Genomic DNA, 14,042 nt, shown 5'->3' on the forward strand with positions numbered 1-14,042 from the left:
CCACTGCCCTTGCGAGGAGCTCCGCGTCCCTCCCCCCTCCCGGTCGTCCTCATGCTCCAGGGGACAATGGCGGTCACACGAGAGGGACGGAACGCCGGTGCAGTGGACGTTGGTCATCCCCCTGAAGCCCTTGACCCGGGCCAAGAGCAGGCTGTCGGACACCGCCGGCGACGGGGTGCGGCCGGGTCTCGCCCTGGCCTTCGCCGAGGACACGGTGGCGGCCGCGCTGGCCTGTCCGGCGGTCGCGAGTGTGGCAGTCGTCACGGACGACGGCGTGGCCGGGCGGGAGCTGGCGGCGCTGGGCGCCCGGATCGTGGCCGACGAACCGCGCGCCGGGCTGAACGCCGCGCTCACGCACGGAGCGGCGGTCGTACGGTCCGCGTGTCCCGCCGCAGAATCGGCTTCTGGTACCGCTTCGCAGCGGTGATCTGCAAACCGCCGCTGGTGGTTCTGATCAAGCGGGACTGGCGTGGAATGGAGAACATTCCGGCCGACGGCGGATTTATCACCGTGGTGAACCACAATTCGCACGCCGATCCCTTCGCTTATGCGCATTTCCAGTACAACACGGGGCGTGTGCCGCGATTCCTGGCGAAAAGCGGGCTTTTCAAAAAAGGACTCGTGGGCGCCGCGATGCGCGGCACCGGGCAGATCCCCGTCTACCGCGAGAGCACGGACGCGCTGAGCGCCTTCCGTGCCGCGATCGACGCCGTGGAGCGCGGCGAGTGCGTCGCGTTCTACCCCGAGGGAACGCTCACCCGCGACCCGGACGGCTGGCCGATGACCGGCAAGACGGGCGCCGCACGGGTCGCCCTGCAGACCAAGTGCCCGGTGATTCCGGTCGCCCAGTGGGGAGCCAACGAACTGCTGCCGCCCTACGCGAAGAAGCCCCACCTGCTGCCGCGCAAGACCCACCACGTCCTGGCCGGCCCGCCCGTGGACCTCTCGCGCTTCTACGACCAGGAAGTGACCCCGGAGCTGCTGAAGGAGGCGACCGAGGCCATCATGGCGGCCATCACCCGCCTGCTGGAGGAGATCCGCGGCGAGAAGGCACCCGCCGTGCCCTACGACCCGCGCAGGGAGCGGATCGAGCAGCGCCGCCGCACCGAGGCACAGAACCGGGGCGGGACCGCGTCGGTCGCACAGCAGGAGCCGGGTGTGAGGGAAGCCGTACAGGAAGAGGGGCAGGGCACGTGAGCAAGCCGGTCAAGGCGGCCGTCTTCGGCACCGGATCGTGGGGCACCGCCTTCGGCATGGTCCTCGCCGACGCCGGCTGCGAGGTCACCCTGTGGGCCCGCCGCGCCGAACTCGTCGAAGCGGTCAACTCCACCCGCACCAACCCGGACTACCTGCCCGGCATCGAACTCCCCCGGAACCTGCGGGCCACGGCCGACGCCGCCGAGGCCGCCCGCGACGCCGACTTCACGGTGCTGGCCGTCCCCTCGCAGACCCTGCGCGGCAACCTCGCCGAGTGGCTGCCGCTGCTCGCCCCGGACACGGTCCTCGTCTCCCTGATGAAGGGCGTCGAACTGGGCTCGGCCATGCGGATGAGCGAGGTCGTCGAGGACGTCACCAAGGTCGGCGCCGACCGGATCGCCGTGGTCACCGGGCCCAACCTCGCCCGCGAGGTCGCCACCCGCATGCCGGCCGCCGCCGTGGTGGCGTGCACCGACGAGGCGGTCGCCCGGCGGCTCCAGTCGGCCTGTCACACCCCGTACTTCCGGCCGTACACCAACACCGACGTCGTCGGCTGCGAACTCGGGGGCGCCGTCAAGAACGTGATCGGACTGGCCGTCGGCATCGCGGACGGCATGGGACTCGGTGACAACGCCAAGGGCTCGCTCATCACGCGCGGGCTCGCCGAGACCACCCGGCTGGGCATGGCGCTGGGCGCCGACCCGCTGACCTTCTCCGGACTCGCCGGCCTCGGCGACCTGGTGGCGACCTGCTCCTCGCCGCTGTCGCGCAACCACACCTTCGGCACCAACCTCGGCAAGGGCATGACCCTCGAGGAGACCATCGCGGTCACCAAGCAGACCGCCGAGGGCGTCAAGTCCTGCGAGTCGGTGCTGGATCTGGCCCGCCGGCACGGCGTCGACATGCCCATCGCGGAGACCGTCGTCGGCATCGTGCACGAGGGCAAATCGCCGGTGGCGGCCCTCAAGGAGCTGATGTCGCGCAGCGCCAAGCCCGAGCGGCGCTGAGCGACGCCGCGTTTCCCCCGCTGACTCACGCCTCGGCCAACAGGTACTCTCATCGCGATATGAGCACCGAGAACCTCCCCCAGAGCCCTGACCAGCCGCCCCGCAAGCCGCGTGTGGCCGTCGTCTGCGGTGGCCGCAGCTCCGAACACGGGATCTCCGTGGTGACCGCGGGCGCGGTGCTGCGCGCCATCGACCGGTCCAAGTACGAGGTCCTGCCGATCGGCATCACCCGGGACGGCCGTTGGGCCCTGACAGCGGACGACCCGGAGCGCATGGCGATCACCGACCGCCGTACGCCCAGCGTCGAGGAGCTCGCCGAGTCGAGCGAGGGCGGCGTGGTGCTCCCCGTCGACCCGGCCAACCGCGAAGTCGTCTACGCCGAGCCCGGTTCGGTGCCCAAGGCGCTCGGCGAGGTCGACGTGGTCTTCCCGGTGCTGCACGGTCCCTACGGCGAGGACGGCACCCTCCAGGGCCTCCTGGAGCTGTCCGGCGTGCCCTACGTGGGCTCCGGGGTGCTCTCCTCGGCGGTCGGCCAGGACAAGGAGTACATGAAGCGGGTGTTCACCTCCTTCGGGCTCAGGGTCGGCCCGTACGTGGTGATCCGGCCCCGCGAGTGGACCCGGGACCAGGCGGCCGCCCGCAAGAAGGTCGTCGACTTCGCCGGCGAGCATGGCTGGCCGCTGTTCGTGAAGCCCGCGCGCGCGGGCTCGTCCATCGGCATCACCAAGGTCGACGACCTCTCGGGCCTCGACGAGGCCATCGAGGAGGCCCGGCGGCACGACCCGAAGGTGCTGGTGGAGGCCGCGGTGCGCGGCCGTGAGATCGAGTGCGGGGTGCTGGAGTTCGAGGACGGCCCACGGGCCTCCGTACCGGCCGAGATCCCGGTGACCGAGTCGCACGCGTACTACGACTTCGAGGCCAAGTACATCGACTCCACGCCCGGCATCGTCCCGGCCCCGCTGACCGGGGAGGAGACCGCCGAGGTGCAGCGGCTCGCGGTGGAGGCCTTCGAGGCGGTCTCCTGCGAGGGCCTGGTCCGCGCGGACTTCTTCCTCACCGAGGAGGGCGAGTTCGTGATCAACGAGATCAACACGATGCCCGGCTTCACGCCGATCTCGATGTACCCGCAGATGTGGCAGGCGAGCGGGGTCACCTACCCGGAACTGGTGGACCGCCTCATCGAAGCGGCCCTGCGCCGCTCAACGGGCCTGCGCTGACCCACCTCCAAGGGTCGCGGGGAACTGCGCGAGCAGCCGCACACGACAGGTAGCCGACAGATGACCCGCGCCGCCCACGGCGATCAATCAGCGACCCCCTCGGGGATCGTCTTCTTGATCGCGGGCGCCAGCGAGACCAGCGGCGCCGCACCCTGCGCGGAGCGCTCCGCCGGGATCGTCACCTCGACGTACGCCAACCGCAGAGTCGTCGTGAAGCGGAACGATCCGTCGCCCTGCTTCTGCAGCAGCCAGCCGACGTCGTCGACCTCCGCCCCATCGGCCTCCGGATCATCCATCGCGGCGGGCCGCGGAACCCCGCAGCGCAGTATGATCGCCGGGCTTCCCCAGCCCGCGGTCAGTGCGGAGGCGGGCCGGGGGTCCTCGCGGCTCAGTCCGTCCACCGTCCGAGGCAGCGCCCTGTCCAGGTTCCGGCACAGCTTCGTGACCGCCGCGTCCGGGCTGGGAGCCGCCACGGTGGCGCTGTCGTCGCTCGAGGAACAGCCCGTGGCGGTGATCAGCAGGGCGAGGGCGGGCAGGCAGAGAAGCCGGTGACGGAAAGAGTTCACCGGCCAAGGGTAGACGGGGGCTACAGATGCACGACCGGACAGGTCAGGGTGCGTGTGATGCCGTCCACCTGCTGGACCTTCGCGACCACCATGCGACCCAGGCCGTCCACCGTGTCGGCCTGGGCGCGCACGATGACGTCGTACGGTCCTGTCACGTCCTCGGCCTGGATGACTCCAGGGATCTTGCTGATCGTCTCGGCGACGGTCGACGCCTTGCCGACCTCCGTCTGGATCAGGATGTACGCCTGTACCACGAAACCTCCAGGGCGACCACGAGGATCATGTGGGGAAAAGGGAAGCCACGGTATCGCGTCGCCGCGCGCCGCGGGGAGACCTGCGAAGGCCGCGACGCGCGCGCCGGGTGCAGGTAGGACAGAAGTCGACGGCCATTTCGACCGTAACGAGGACCGCGTGGACGCGCGACCGGGAACGGACAGGGACAGAAGGGGCGAAAGGGCAATGAAGGGCACTGTTGGTGAGCTCGGGGAGTTCGGGCTCATCAGGGAGCTCACCTCCCGTCTCACCACCACCCCGGCGGTCCGGGTCGGCCCCGGCGACGACGCCGCGGTGGTCGCCGCCCCCGACCGCAGGGTCGTGGCGAGCACCGACATACTCGTGGAGGGGCGGCACTTCCGCCGGGACTGGTCCACGGCGTACGACGTGGGCCGCAAGGCGGCCGCCCAGAACCTGGCGGACATAGCCGCCATGGGCGCGGTGCCGACCGCGCTGCTGCTCGGCCTGGTCGTGCCCGCGGAACTCCCGGTCACCTGGCCCACCGAACTGATGGACGGGCTGCGTGACGAATGCCAGGTCGCCGGCGCCTGTGTGGTCGGCGGAGACGTGGTGCGCGGTGACACGATCACGGTGTCGATCACCGCGCTCGGCGATCTGCGCAACCACGAGCCGGTGACGCGCGCCGGCGCACACCCCGGCGACCTGGTCGCGGTGACCGGTTGGCTGGGCTGGTCTGCCGCCGGGTTCGCGGTGCTCTCCCGCGGCTTCCGCTCGCCCCGCGCCTTCGTCGAGGCCCACCGCCGCCCCGAGCCGCCCTACCACGCGGGACCCGCGGCGGCCGAGCTCGGCGCGACCGCGATGTGCGACGTCAGCGACGGCCTGATCGCCGACCTGGGCCACATCGCGGAGGCCAGCAAGGTCCGCATCGACATCCGTTCCGGCGCCATCGACATCCCCTCGCAGATGAACGACATCGGGCAGGCCGTCGGCGTCGACCCGCTGCAGTGGGTGCTGACCGGGGGAGAGGACCACGCGATCGTGGCGACCTTCCCGCCGGACGTGAAGCTGCCGGCCCGCTGGAGGGTGATCGGCGAAGTGCTCAACCTCTCGGCGCTGCCCCAGGTCACGGTCGACGGGGCGCCGTGGACCAGGAAGGGCGGCTGGGACCACTTCGGGGACATCGAGCCATGACCGCGGCTCCTCCCCGTGTCCTGACGGTCGCGGGCTCCGACTCCGGCGGCGGCGCCGGCATCCAGGCCGACCTGAAGACGATGCTCGCCCTCGGCGTGCACGGCATGAGCGTGATCACCGCGGTGACGGCGCAGAACTCCCTCGGGGTGCGGGGAACCTGGGAACTGCCGGTGGAGGCCGTGCGGGCCCAGTACCGCGGCGTCGTGGACGACATCGGCGTCCAGGCGGTCAAGACCGGGATGCTGGCCTCGGCGGAACTGGTCGAGGCGGTGGCCGAGTTGATCGCCGGCACGGACGCACCGGCGGTCGTCGACCCCGTGGGCGTCTCCAAGCACGGGGACGCGCTGCTGGCCGCGTCCGCGCTGGACGCCGTACGGACCGGGCTGCTGCCGGCGGCGACGGTCGCCACGCCGAACCTCGACGAGGTGGCCCGGCTGACCGGCGTACGGGTCGCCTCGGAGGAGCAGCTGCCCGAGGCCGCGGCCGCCGTGCTGGCGTACGGGCCGAAGTGGGTGCTGGTCAAGGGCGGGCATCTGGACGGGGACGCCGTCGACCTGCTCACCGACGGCACCGAGGAACACTGGCTGCGCGCCCCCCGCCACGACAACCGGCACACCCACGGCACGGGCTGTACCCTCGCCTCCGCGATCGCCTCGCAGCTCGCGAAGGGCCGGTCCGTGCCGCAGGCCGTGGCGGAGGCCAAGGACTACGTCACCGGGGCCATCGCGGCCGGTTTCGCCCTCGGCGGCGGAATCGGTCCCGTGGACCACGGATGGGCCCTGCGGAAGTCTCACGCGGGCGGATAGCCGCGCAGCGGTTCCGGCCGTTCACCGGATACGGCCGGGTACGGCAAGGCACGGCCGGGTACGGCAAAAAGCCGGTCCACCGAGGTGGACCGGCTCAGTGCAGCGAACCAGCGGTGGCCGCGCGCTTAGCTGTTGCTGTGCGTCAGCGCGAGACCTTGCCGGCCTTGATGCACGAGGTGCAGGCGTTCACGCGCTTCGGCGTCCCGCCGACCACGGTACGCACACGCTGGATGTTCGGGTTCCAGCGACGGGACGTACGGCGGTGCGAGTGCGAGATGTTGTTGCCGAAGCCCGGCCCCTTGCCGCAGACGTCGCAGTTGGCAGCCACGGGTCACTCCAAAGACTTCAGATGCACTTACGGTGGATCCCGGCATGCCTGGATCCAGATCGCAGGCTCAGGGAGCACTCCGAAATCCGAGTGGCGTTGCCAGGGGAGAGCCCGAAAGGATCGGGCAACCGGAGCAGCATACAACGGCTGCGTCCGTACAGCGAAACTACCACGGTGACTCCGGGACCCGCCCGGGCCCTCTTCCGGCACGCACCGCCCCGCGGTCTACGCTGCCTGCAGTCCAGCAGCTCAGGGAGGCGCAGTGGCGCAGGTGCCGCAGACGTTCGACGCGCCGGCGGTGCGCACCTGGTGCGGTCTGGCACTGCGGGCGCTGGGACGCGCGCGCGAGGAGATCGACGCGATCAACGTCTACCCCGTGGCCGACGGGGACACCGGCACCAACCTGTACCTGACCGTGGAGTCCGCCGTCGCGGCCGTGGAGGCCGTGTTCGCCGCGCACGAGGTGGACGGCGGGGCCGGCTCCGGGGGGCCCACCCTGGCCGACGCCGCGCGGGCGATGGCCCACGGGGCGCTCATCGGGGCCCGCGGCAACTCCGGGACGATCCTCGCCCAGCTGCTGCGCGGCATGGCCCAGGTGCTCGCCGTCGACGGCGAGTGCGCGCACACCGACGGGCACGGCCTGTGCCAGGCCCTGCGGCACGCGGCCGACTCCGCCCGGCAGGCCGTGGCGCACCCCGTGGAGGGCACGGTCCTGTCGGTCGCCTCGGCCGCCGCCGACGCGGCCACCGGCACCGAGGGCGACTGCGGGACGGTCGCACGGGCCGCCTACGAGGGAGCGTGCGCGGCCCTCGCCGCGACCCCCGGCCAGCTCGCGGTCCTGGAGCGCGCCGGAGTGGTCGACGCCGGCGGGCGCGGGCTGGTGGCGGTGCTCGCCGCCCTGGTGGAGACGCTCACGGGACAGCTGCCGGGAGAGCCCGCCTCCCCGCCGGGAGCCGGCCCGGTGGCCGGCGCCCTGCCGACCGTGCCGCACGCGCGCGGGGGGCACGCCGAGGACGACGCGCCGGGCGCCTGCGACTGGCCCACGAGCGGTCCCGCCTTCGAGGTGATCTACCTCCTGGACGCCGAGGACGCGGCCGTCACCCGGCTGCGTGAGCGGCTCGACGCGCTCGGGGACTCCCTCGTCGTGGTCGGCGGCGACGGGCTGTGGAACGTGCACGTGCACGTCGACGACGCCGGAGCCGCCGTGGAGGCGGGCGTCGAGGCCGGACGGCCGCACCGCATCCGCATCACGCACTTCGGTACGGACGGCGCGCACGCCACCGGGGCCGTACGGACGCCCCGGGAGCGCGCCCAGCGCGCCGTGGTGGCCGTCGTGCCCGGCGAGGGCCTGGCCGGGCTGTACACCGAGGCCGGGGCGATCGCGGTGCTCGCCCGCCCCGGGGAGCCGCCCGCGAGCGGCGAGCTCGTGGAGGCCGTACGGCGGGCACACGCGCGCGAGGTGGTCCTACTGCCCAACGACGACGAACTGCGCCACACCGCGGCCGCCGCGGCCGAGCAGGTCCGCGGGGAGGGCGTCCGCGTCGCCCTGATCCCGACCCGCTCGGCCGTGCAGGGCATCGCCGCCCTCGCCGTGCACGAGCCCGGGCGCCGCTTCGACGAGGACGTCGTCGCGATGACCTCGGCGGCCGGCGCCACCCGTCACGCCGAGGTCACCGTCGCCGAGCACCGCTCCTGGACCACGGCCGGCATCTGCCAGGCCGGTGACGTCCTCGGCCTCGTCGACGGCGACGTGGCCGTGATCGGCCAGGACGTCACGGCCACCGCCGAGAACGTCCTGGACCGCATGCTCGCCGCCGGCGGCGAACTGGTCACCCTGGTCCTCGACGACGAGGTCCCCGACTCCGTCGCCGACCGCCTACAGGCCCGGGTCCGCGAGTCGTACCTCGCGGTGGACACGGTGGTCTACCGGGGCGGCCGGCAGGGAGCGCTGCTGCTCATCGGGGTGGAGTAGGACCCGGGCTCACGGGAGCCGGCGGGCCTGCGGGCCGCACGGCGACCAACGCCTCGCCCAGACCCGGTTCGCGTGGTGTGTGCGCCGTGAGCCGGTACGCGCCCGGCGCACTGCAGGCCAGGCTGCTGCGCGTCCTGCCGAGGACGCCGATCTCACCGCCGCCACCCTGCTGCGCAGCAACAGCTTGCCCTGAGCCCACCCAGGCGTGTGTCTCTCCGCGCCTCCTCCTGCCCGTGGCCCGGTCCGCTCCCGCACCGTTCGTGCGGTGGCGGCGCCACTGAGGGCGCGCTGCTCAGCGGCGCCCAGTACCCCCAGGCCTCCGACCGCTCAGTTCTTCGACGGCTCCCCCAAGACTCGCGGCGACCGTTCGGCCTTCGCACGCCGGACCTGCACCAGGTCCTCCTCGGCGTCCGCGTCCTCGTAGACCGCCAGGCCGCCACGCGCGCATGGCGGCCGCCTCAGCGGGCCGTTCCAGGTCGGCCGTCGGCTACCCGGCGGCGAGTTCCGCCGCGTCTCGCGCGTCCTCACCCTCCCTGACGGCGGCCCGCATCAGCTCCCGCGCCACATCCAGCTCGGCCTCCGTGTGCAACGCCGGCCACACGTGGGCGCGCAGGGCACGGACCACGCCATGCTAGCTGCCCAGGGAGCGCTGCAGTTTGCCCGCGCACGTAGGTGTGGTCCGCCTCCTTGTGCAGCTCCGCGCGGCTCAGTGACTCGGTGGTCAAATAGGCGAGAGGCGTGTGGTCCTGCTGCTCGGATCAGTGCCGGACGACGCTGAACTTGGCATTGCGCACGGCACGTTTGGAGTGGTCGGCCAGCCGGGAGCGGTACTCCATCCCGCCGAGCCACTTCTCCATGGAGGCCAGCGGATGTGGGACTGGCCCAGCATGTCCGCCGACATTCATTCTGTTTCGTGCACTCCTCCCGGTCCTTCAGGGCCGGGGGCAACAGTCATGCCGGCCCCGGAGGCCAGGAGCCCCGTTTCGGGACCACGAAGAAGGTGATGGGGAATACGCGTTCCCGTGTGGTGGGGCGGGGCTGCCGTGTCGCTGTCGGGGCGGTCCGGTGTTCCAGGGCATGGCGGTGTCGCGGCTGCTCTCAGCGGGTGTGGCGATGTGGGGGCATCGTCGGTGTCAGTGGCAACACAGTCGGCCGCTCGTTCGGGTGAGCCTGGTGGGATTCGAAGAGGGAAACGAGTCGGGGGGCTACGTTGGCGGCATGCCGCGTTTCCGTATGTACCCGACGAGTGAGCAGGCGGGCATCATGCTCGAGCACTGCGCGTACGCCCGGTACGTGTGGAACCTGGCCGTCGAGCAGCACGCGCACTGGCGCACGGGCAGGAAGCCCGCACCCTCCTTCGCCGAGCAGTGCCGGCAGCTCACCGAGGCCAGGCGCGAGAACGCGTGGCTGCGGGCGGGCAACGCCGACGTGCAGCAGCAGGCGCTGAAGGACTTCGCCAGGGCCAAGTCGGCACAGTTCGCCTCCGGGTTCGGTGAGCCGACCTGGCGCAGGAAGTACCGGCACGAGGGCTTCCGCGTCATCGGCACCGACCGCGTGCCCGAGTGCAACGAGGACGGCTCGCCCAAGCTCAACGCCAGGACCGGCCGACAGGTCATGGGCCGGCTGGTCGTGGCGCAGAAGCTGAACCGCCGGTGGGCGCAGGCGAAGGTGCCGGGTTGCGGCTGGGTGCGTTTCCGCCTCACCCGCGCCGAGCTGCCGCGGGCGAAGACGTTCCGCGTCACCTTCCGCAACGGCCAGTGGCACGTCGCGTTCGCGGTCATTCCCCAGCCGGTCGACGGACCCGGCACGGGCGAGACCGTCGGCATCGACCGGGGTGTGACGATCACGGCCGCACTGTCGGACGGGCGGAAGCTGAACTGCCCGCAGCTCACCACGAAGGAGCGCGCGCGGATCCGCAAGCACCAGCGGCGCGCCGCCCGCGCCCCGAAGAACAGCCCGCGCAAGACGGCCGAGTACGCCAAGGCCGCCAAGCTGAGGGCGCGCGAGGCGAACCGGGGCAAGGACTGGTGCGAGAAGACCTCGACGATGCTCGCCCGCACCTATGACCTGATCCGGTTCGAGAAGCTGAACATCAAGAACATGACCGCCTCCGCCGGCGGGATGGTCGAGCAGCCCGGCCACAAGGTGCGCCAGAAGGCCGGACTGAACCGGGCCGTCCTCGCTCAGGGCTGGGGACTGCTCAGGCAGCGCACCGAACACAAAGCCCCCGGGCGGGTCGAGGACGTGCCCGCCCCGTACACCAGCCTGCGGTGCAGTGCCTGCGGATGGATCGACAAGAAGTCGCGCAAGAGCCAAGCCGACTTCGAGTGCGTGTCCTGCGGGTTCACCTGCAACGCGGACACCAACGCGGCAGCCAACGTCGCGGCAGGACAGGGCGGGATTCCCCGCCCCAGGCGCTCAGCCTGTGCCGGAGGGACGACCACGGCCACCGGCCGTGCGAGCGTCCGTGAACCTCAACCCGCCCGGGTTGGAATCCCCCTCTCCTAGGAGAGGGGGAGGATGCCAATTGAAGACCCAGTGCAGTGTGGGGCTCGTACCCGTCGAAGTCCTCCGGACGTTCGTCCGCCCAGGCGCAGCAGCCGCGCGAAGAGGACAAACATTTTGTTCTTCCCAGAGCTGTAGTTGTAGACCCTCAACTGGTGTCCGAGCGACTCGATCACGACGAGCAGGATGTTCAGCTTCTCGGCCTCGGCGAGCAGTTGCTCCGCGCGCGTCGCGGGCTGGGCCCCTCCGGCTGCTTGCCGTTGACGGTTATCGCCCGACGCAGGGAGCCGAAGTCGGTGATCTCACTCATCAGCGACCGTCCCTGTCGAGTTGGTGCTGCTGTGCGTGGCTCCAGCAGGCCGATGAATGCGCGGTTCAGCAGCGCCGAATCCGCTGACCGCAGCGGGTGCTGCTTCAACAGCAGCACCTGTCCGTACAGCGACTCGGTCGCCGTGCCGATTAGCTCAGCTGGGACGAAGGGGATGGATGAGGCGCTTGAGATGACTACTGTGCTGACTGCGAGGCCTGAAAGACCATCGTCACAGCGCCGGTGGGGGACTTCGCGTCGGCGCGGGGTCGGTCTCAGTGGGACGGTGACCGCGGGGGAGGCCGGAGCGCATCATCCCAGATCCCGGACAGCCCGGCTGACCAGGGGTTTCCGGGGACGCATACGGCATTGTCAGTGCCGTGGTGTGCAATGGATCCCGTGCCCGCACTGCAAGAAACACTGAAGAAGGTGCTCGGCCCCGCCACCGCGAAGGTGATGGCCGAGCACCTCGGCCTGCACACCGTCGGCGATCTCCTCCACCACTACCCGCGCAGATACGAGGAGCGCGGCCGGCTCACCCACCTCGCCGACCTGCCCATGGACGAGCACGTCACGGTGGTCGCCCAGGTCGCCGACGCCCGCCTGCACACCTTCGCCTCCTCCCGGGCGCCCCGCGGCAAGGGCCAGCGCCTGGAGGTGACGATCACGGACGGCAGCGGCCGGCTCCAACTGGTCTTCTTCGGCAACGGCGTGCACAAACCCCACAAGGAACTCCTGCCGGGCACGCGCGCGATGTTCGCGGGCAAGGTCTCCGTCTTCAACCGGCGGCTGCAACTGGCCCATCCGGCGTACGAATTGCTGAAGGAGGACACCGGAGAACCGGTCGAGAGCTGGGCCGGCGCGCTCATCCCCATCTACCCGGCCACCGCCAAGCTGGAGTCCTGGAAGATCGGCAAGGCGGTCCAGACCGTCCTGCCCAGCGCCCAGGAGGCCGTCGACCCGCTGCCCGACACCCTCCGCGCGGGCCGCGGCCTGGTCTCCCTGCCCGAGGCCCTGCTCAAGGTCCACCGCCCGCACACCAAGGCGGACATCGCCGACGCCCACGCCCGCCTGAAGTGGGACGAGGCCTTCGTCCTCCAGGTCGCCCTCGCCCGCCGCCGCCACGCGGACGCCCAGCTCCCCGCCGTCGCCCGCCGACCCGGGCCCGACGGCCTCCTCGCCGCCTTCGACGACCGCCTCCCCTTCACCCTCACCGAGGGCCAGCAGAAGGTCTCCCGCGAGATCTTCGACGACCTGGCCACCGAGCACCCGATGCACCGCCTGCTCCAGGGAGAGGTCGGCAGCGGCAAGACGCTGGTCGCCCTGCGCGCCATGCTCGCCGTCGTCGACGCCGGCGGGCAGGCCGCGATGCTCGCGCCCACCGAAGTGCTGGCCCAGCAGCACCACCGGTCGGTCACCGAGATGATGGGGGAGCTCGCCGAAGGGGGGATGCTGGGCGGGGCCGAGCACGCCACCAAGGTGGCGCTGCTGACCGGCTCCATGGGGACGGCCGCCCGGCGGCAGGCCCTGCTCGACCTGGCCACCGGCGAGGCCGGCATCGTCATCGGCACGCACGCGCTGATCGAGGACAAGGTCCAGTTCCACGACCTGGGGCTGGTCGTGGTGGACGAGCAGCACCGGTTCGGCGTCGAGCAGCGCGACGCCCTGCGCGGCAAGGGGCACTCCCAGGGGGAAAAGCGGACTCCGCACCTGCTGGTCATGACCGCCACCCCCATCCCGCGCACGGTCGCGATGACGGTCTTCGGCGACCTGGAGACCTCCGTCCTCGACCAGCTTCCGGCGGGCCGCTCGCCCATCGCCAGCCACGTCGTCCCGGCCGCCGACAAGCCGCACTTCCTGGCCCGGGCCTGGGAGCGGGTGCGCGAGGAGGTGGCGAACGGCCACCAGGCGTACGTGGTCTGCCCGCGCATCGGGGACGAGGACGACGACCCGAAGAAGGGCGCCCGGAAGAAGTCCCCCGAGGACGAGGCCGAGAAACGCCCGCCCCTCGCCGTCCTCGACGTCGCCGACCAGCTCGCCAAGGGCCCCCTGCACGGCCTGAGGGTCGAGATGCTGCACGGACGCATGCAGCCCGACGACAAGGACGCCGTCATGCGCCGCTTCGCCGCGGGCGAGACCGACGTCCTGGTCGCCACCACGGTCATCGAGGTCGGGGTGAACGTGCCGAACGCCACCGCGATGGTGATCATGGACGCCGACCGCTTCGGCGTCTCCCAGCTGCACCAGCTGCGCGGCCGCGTCGGCCGGGGCACGGCCCCCGGCCTGTGCCTGCTGGTCACCGAGATGCCCGAGGCGAGCGCTGCCCGCCAGCGGCTGAACGCGGTGGCCTCCACGCTCGACGGCTTCGAGCTCTCCCGCATCGACCTCGAACAGCGCCGCGAGGGCGACGTCCTCGGCCAGGCCCAGTCCGGTGCCCGTTCCAGCCTGCGGGTGCTCGCCGTCATCGAGGACGAGGAGATCATCGCCGAGGCCCGCCAGGAGGCCGCCGCCGTGGTCGCCGCCGACCCGGACCTGGAGCGCCTGCCCGGACTGCGCACGGCCCTGGACGCACTGCTGGACGACGAGCGGGAGCAGTACCTGGAGAAGGGCTGACGGACGCCCGGAGGCCGGCAGACATCCGGAGAAGGGCTGACAGACTGGGAACAGACCAGACCCCCGGGCCGCACCAGGACCGGACCGCACCGACAAGGA

The 14,042-nt window shown here is 71.7% G+C and carries 12 protein-coding genes and 2 pseudogenes; 9 read left to right on the forward strand and 5 right to left on the reverse strand.

Features of this window, described 5'->3' with window-relative positions; translation table 11 throughout:
* Positions 1-97 precede the first annotated feature (97 nt).
* The 4 genes and pseudogenes from C1I97_RS05540 to C1I97_RS05555 form a co-directional block, all read left to right on the forward strand.
* A pseudogene (locus C1I97_RS05540) lies at positions 98-406 on the forward strand (2-phospho-L-lactate guanylyltransferase); the annotation flags it as partial.
* Complete coding sequence (locus C1I97_RS05545) at positions 382-1,197, forward strand: lysophospholipid acyltransferase family protein (RefSeq protein ID WP_111002098.1); 816 nt, start codon at positions 382-384, stop codon at positions 1,195-1,197. The pseudogene C1I97_RS05540 and the gene C1I97_RS05545, both read left to right, overlap by 25 nt.
* Positions 1,194-2,204, forward strand: a complete 1,011-nt coding sequence (locus C1I97_RS05550; RefSeq protein ID WP_111002099.1) for an NAD(P)H-dependent glycerol-3-phosphate dehydrogenase — start codon at positions 1,194-1,196, stop codon at positions 2,202-2,204. The genes C1I97_RS05545 and C1I97_RS05550 overlap by 4 nt, the downstream gene beginning before the upstream one ends.
* Before the next feature lie 59 nt (positions 2,205-2,263).
* Positions 2,264-3,421 carry a D-alanine--D-alanine ligase family protein gene (locus C1I97_RS05555; RefSeq protein ID WP_111002100.1) on the forward strand — a complete coding sequence of 386 codons (1,158 nt, stop codon included), beginning with the start codon at positions 2,264-2,266 and terminating at the stop codon, positions 3,419-3,421.
* An 83-nt stretch (positions 3,422-3,504) separates the two neighbouring features.
* On the opposite strand, the gene C1I97_RS05560 is transcribed toward C1I97_RS05555, so the two are convergent.
* Positions 3,505-3,987, reverse strand: coding sequence for a DUF3515 domain-containing protein (locus C1I97_RS05560; RefSeq protein WP_111002101.1), 483 nt, complete (start codon positions 3,985-3,987; stop codon positions 3,505-3,507).
* A gap of 20 nt (positions 3,988-4,007) precedes the next feature.
* Complete coding sequence (locus C1I97_RS05565; RefSeq protein ID WP_111002102.1) at positions 4,008-4,241, reverse strand: Lrp/AsnC family transcriptional regulator; 234 nt, start codon at positions 4,239-4,241, stop codon at positions 4,008-4,010.
* Between the two features lie 205 nt (positions 4,242-4,446).
* Between C1I97_RS05565 and C1I97_RS05570 the strand changes: the two genes are divergently transcribed.
* Positions 4,447-5,412 (forward strand): thiamine-phosphate kinase, encoded by a 966-nt coding sequence (locus C1I97_RS05570; RefSeq protein ID WP_111002103.1) that lies wholly within the window; start codon positions 4,447-4,449, stop codon positions 5,410-5,412.
* Positions 5,409-6,218, forward strand: a complete 810-nt coding sequence (gene thiD / locus C1I97_RS05575) for a bifunctional hydroxymethylpyrimidine kinase/phosphomethylpyrimidine kinase (protein WP_111002104.1) — start codon at positions 5,409-5,411, stop codon at positions 6,216-6,218. The genes C1I97_RS05570 and thiD overlap by 4 nt, the downstream gene beginning before the upstream one ends.
* A gap of 142 nt (positions 6,219-6,360) precedes the next feature.
* Here the strand turns inward: thiD and rpmB are convergent, their stop codons facing one another.
* Positions 6,361-6,546 (reverse strand): 50S ribosomal protein L28, encoded by a 186-nt coding sequence (rpmB, locus tag C1I97_RS05580; RefSeq protein WP_003993230.1) that lies wholly within the window; start codon positions 6,544-6,546, stop codon positions 6,361-6,363.
* A gap of 262 nt (positions 6,547-6,808) precedes the next feature.
* Here rpmB and C1I97_RS05585 point away from each other — a divergent pair, with 262 nt between their 5' ends.
* Positions 6,809-8,518: a DAK2 domain-containing protein gene (locus tag C1I97_RS05585; RefSeq protein WP_111002105.1), complete on the forward strand. Its 1,710-nt coding sequence runs from the start codon at positions 6,809-6,811 to the stop codon at positions 8,516-8,518.
* A gap of 487 nt (positions 8,519-9,005) precedes the next feature.
* On the opposite strand, the gene C1I97_RS39670 is transcribed toward C1I97_RS05585, so the two are convergent.
* Complete coding sequence (locus C1I97_RS39670) at positions 9,006-9,143, reverse strand: hypothetical protein (RefSeq protein ID WP_181446579.1); 138 nt, start codon at positions 9,141-9,143, stop codon at positions 9,006-9,008.
* 593 nt (positions 9,144-9,736) lie between these two features.
* Between C1I97_RS39670 and C1I97_RS05595 the strand changes: the two genes are divergently transcribed.
* Positions 9,737-11,026, forward strand: a complete 1,290-nt coding sequence (locus tag C1I97_RS05595) for an RNA-guided endonuclease InsQ/TnpB family protein (protein WP_111002107.1) — start codon at positions 9,737-9,739, stop codon at positions 11,024-11,026.
* Here the strand turns inward: C1I97_RS05595 and C1I97_RS41130 are convergent.
* Positions 11,018-11,333, reverse strand: a pseudogene (locus C1I97_RS41130) (tetratricopeptide repeat protein); the annotation flags it as partial. The gene C1I97_RS05595 and the pseudogene C1I97_RS41130 sit on opposite strands and share 9 nt — an antisense overlap.
* A gap of 387 nt (positions 11,334-11,720) precedes the next feature.
* Between C1I97_RS41130 and recG the strand changes: the two are divergent.
* A complete protein-coding gene (recG, locus tag C1I97_RS05605; RefSeq protein WP_111002108.1) occupies positions 11,721-13,943 on the forward strand; it encodes an ATP-dependent DNA helicase RecG in 2,223 nt (740 codons plus the stop codon).
* Positions 13,944-14,042 lie beyond the last annotated feature (99 nt).

The sequence above is a fragment of the Streptomyces sp. NTH33 genome (assembly GCF_003236365.1).
In the GTDB taxonomy this organism is placed as follows: domain Bacteria; phylum Actinomycetota; class Actinomycetes; order Streptomycetales; family Streptomycetaceae; genus Streptomyces.

What these genes read in the sequence shown, in the direction of transcription:
- C1I97_RS05555 (WP_111002100.1), top strand. Translation starts at nt 2,264, where the DNA reads ATGAGCACCGAGAACCTCCCCCAGAGCCCTGACCAGCCGCCCCGCAAG.
- C1I97_RS05570 (WP_111002103.1), top strand. Translation starts at nt 4,447, where the DNA reads ATGAAGGGCACTGTTGGTGAGCTCGGGGAGTTCGGGCTCATCAGGGAG.
- thiD (WP_111002104.1), top strand. Translation starts at nt 5,409, where the DNA reads ATGACCGCGGCTCCTCCCCGTGTCCTGACGGTCGCGGGCTCCGACTCC.
- C1I97_RS05595 (WP_111002107.1), top strand. Translation starts at nt 9,737, where the DNA reads ATGCCGCGTTTCCGTATGTACCCGACGAGTGAGCAGGCGGGCATCATG.
- recG (WP_111002108.1), top strand. Translation starts at nt 11,721, where the DNA reads ATGGATCCCGTGCCCGCACTGCAAGAAACACTGAAGAAGGTGCTCGGC.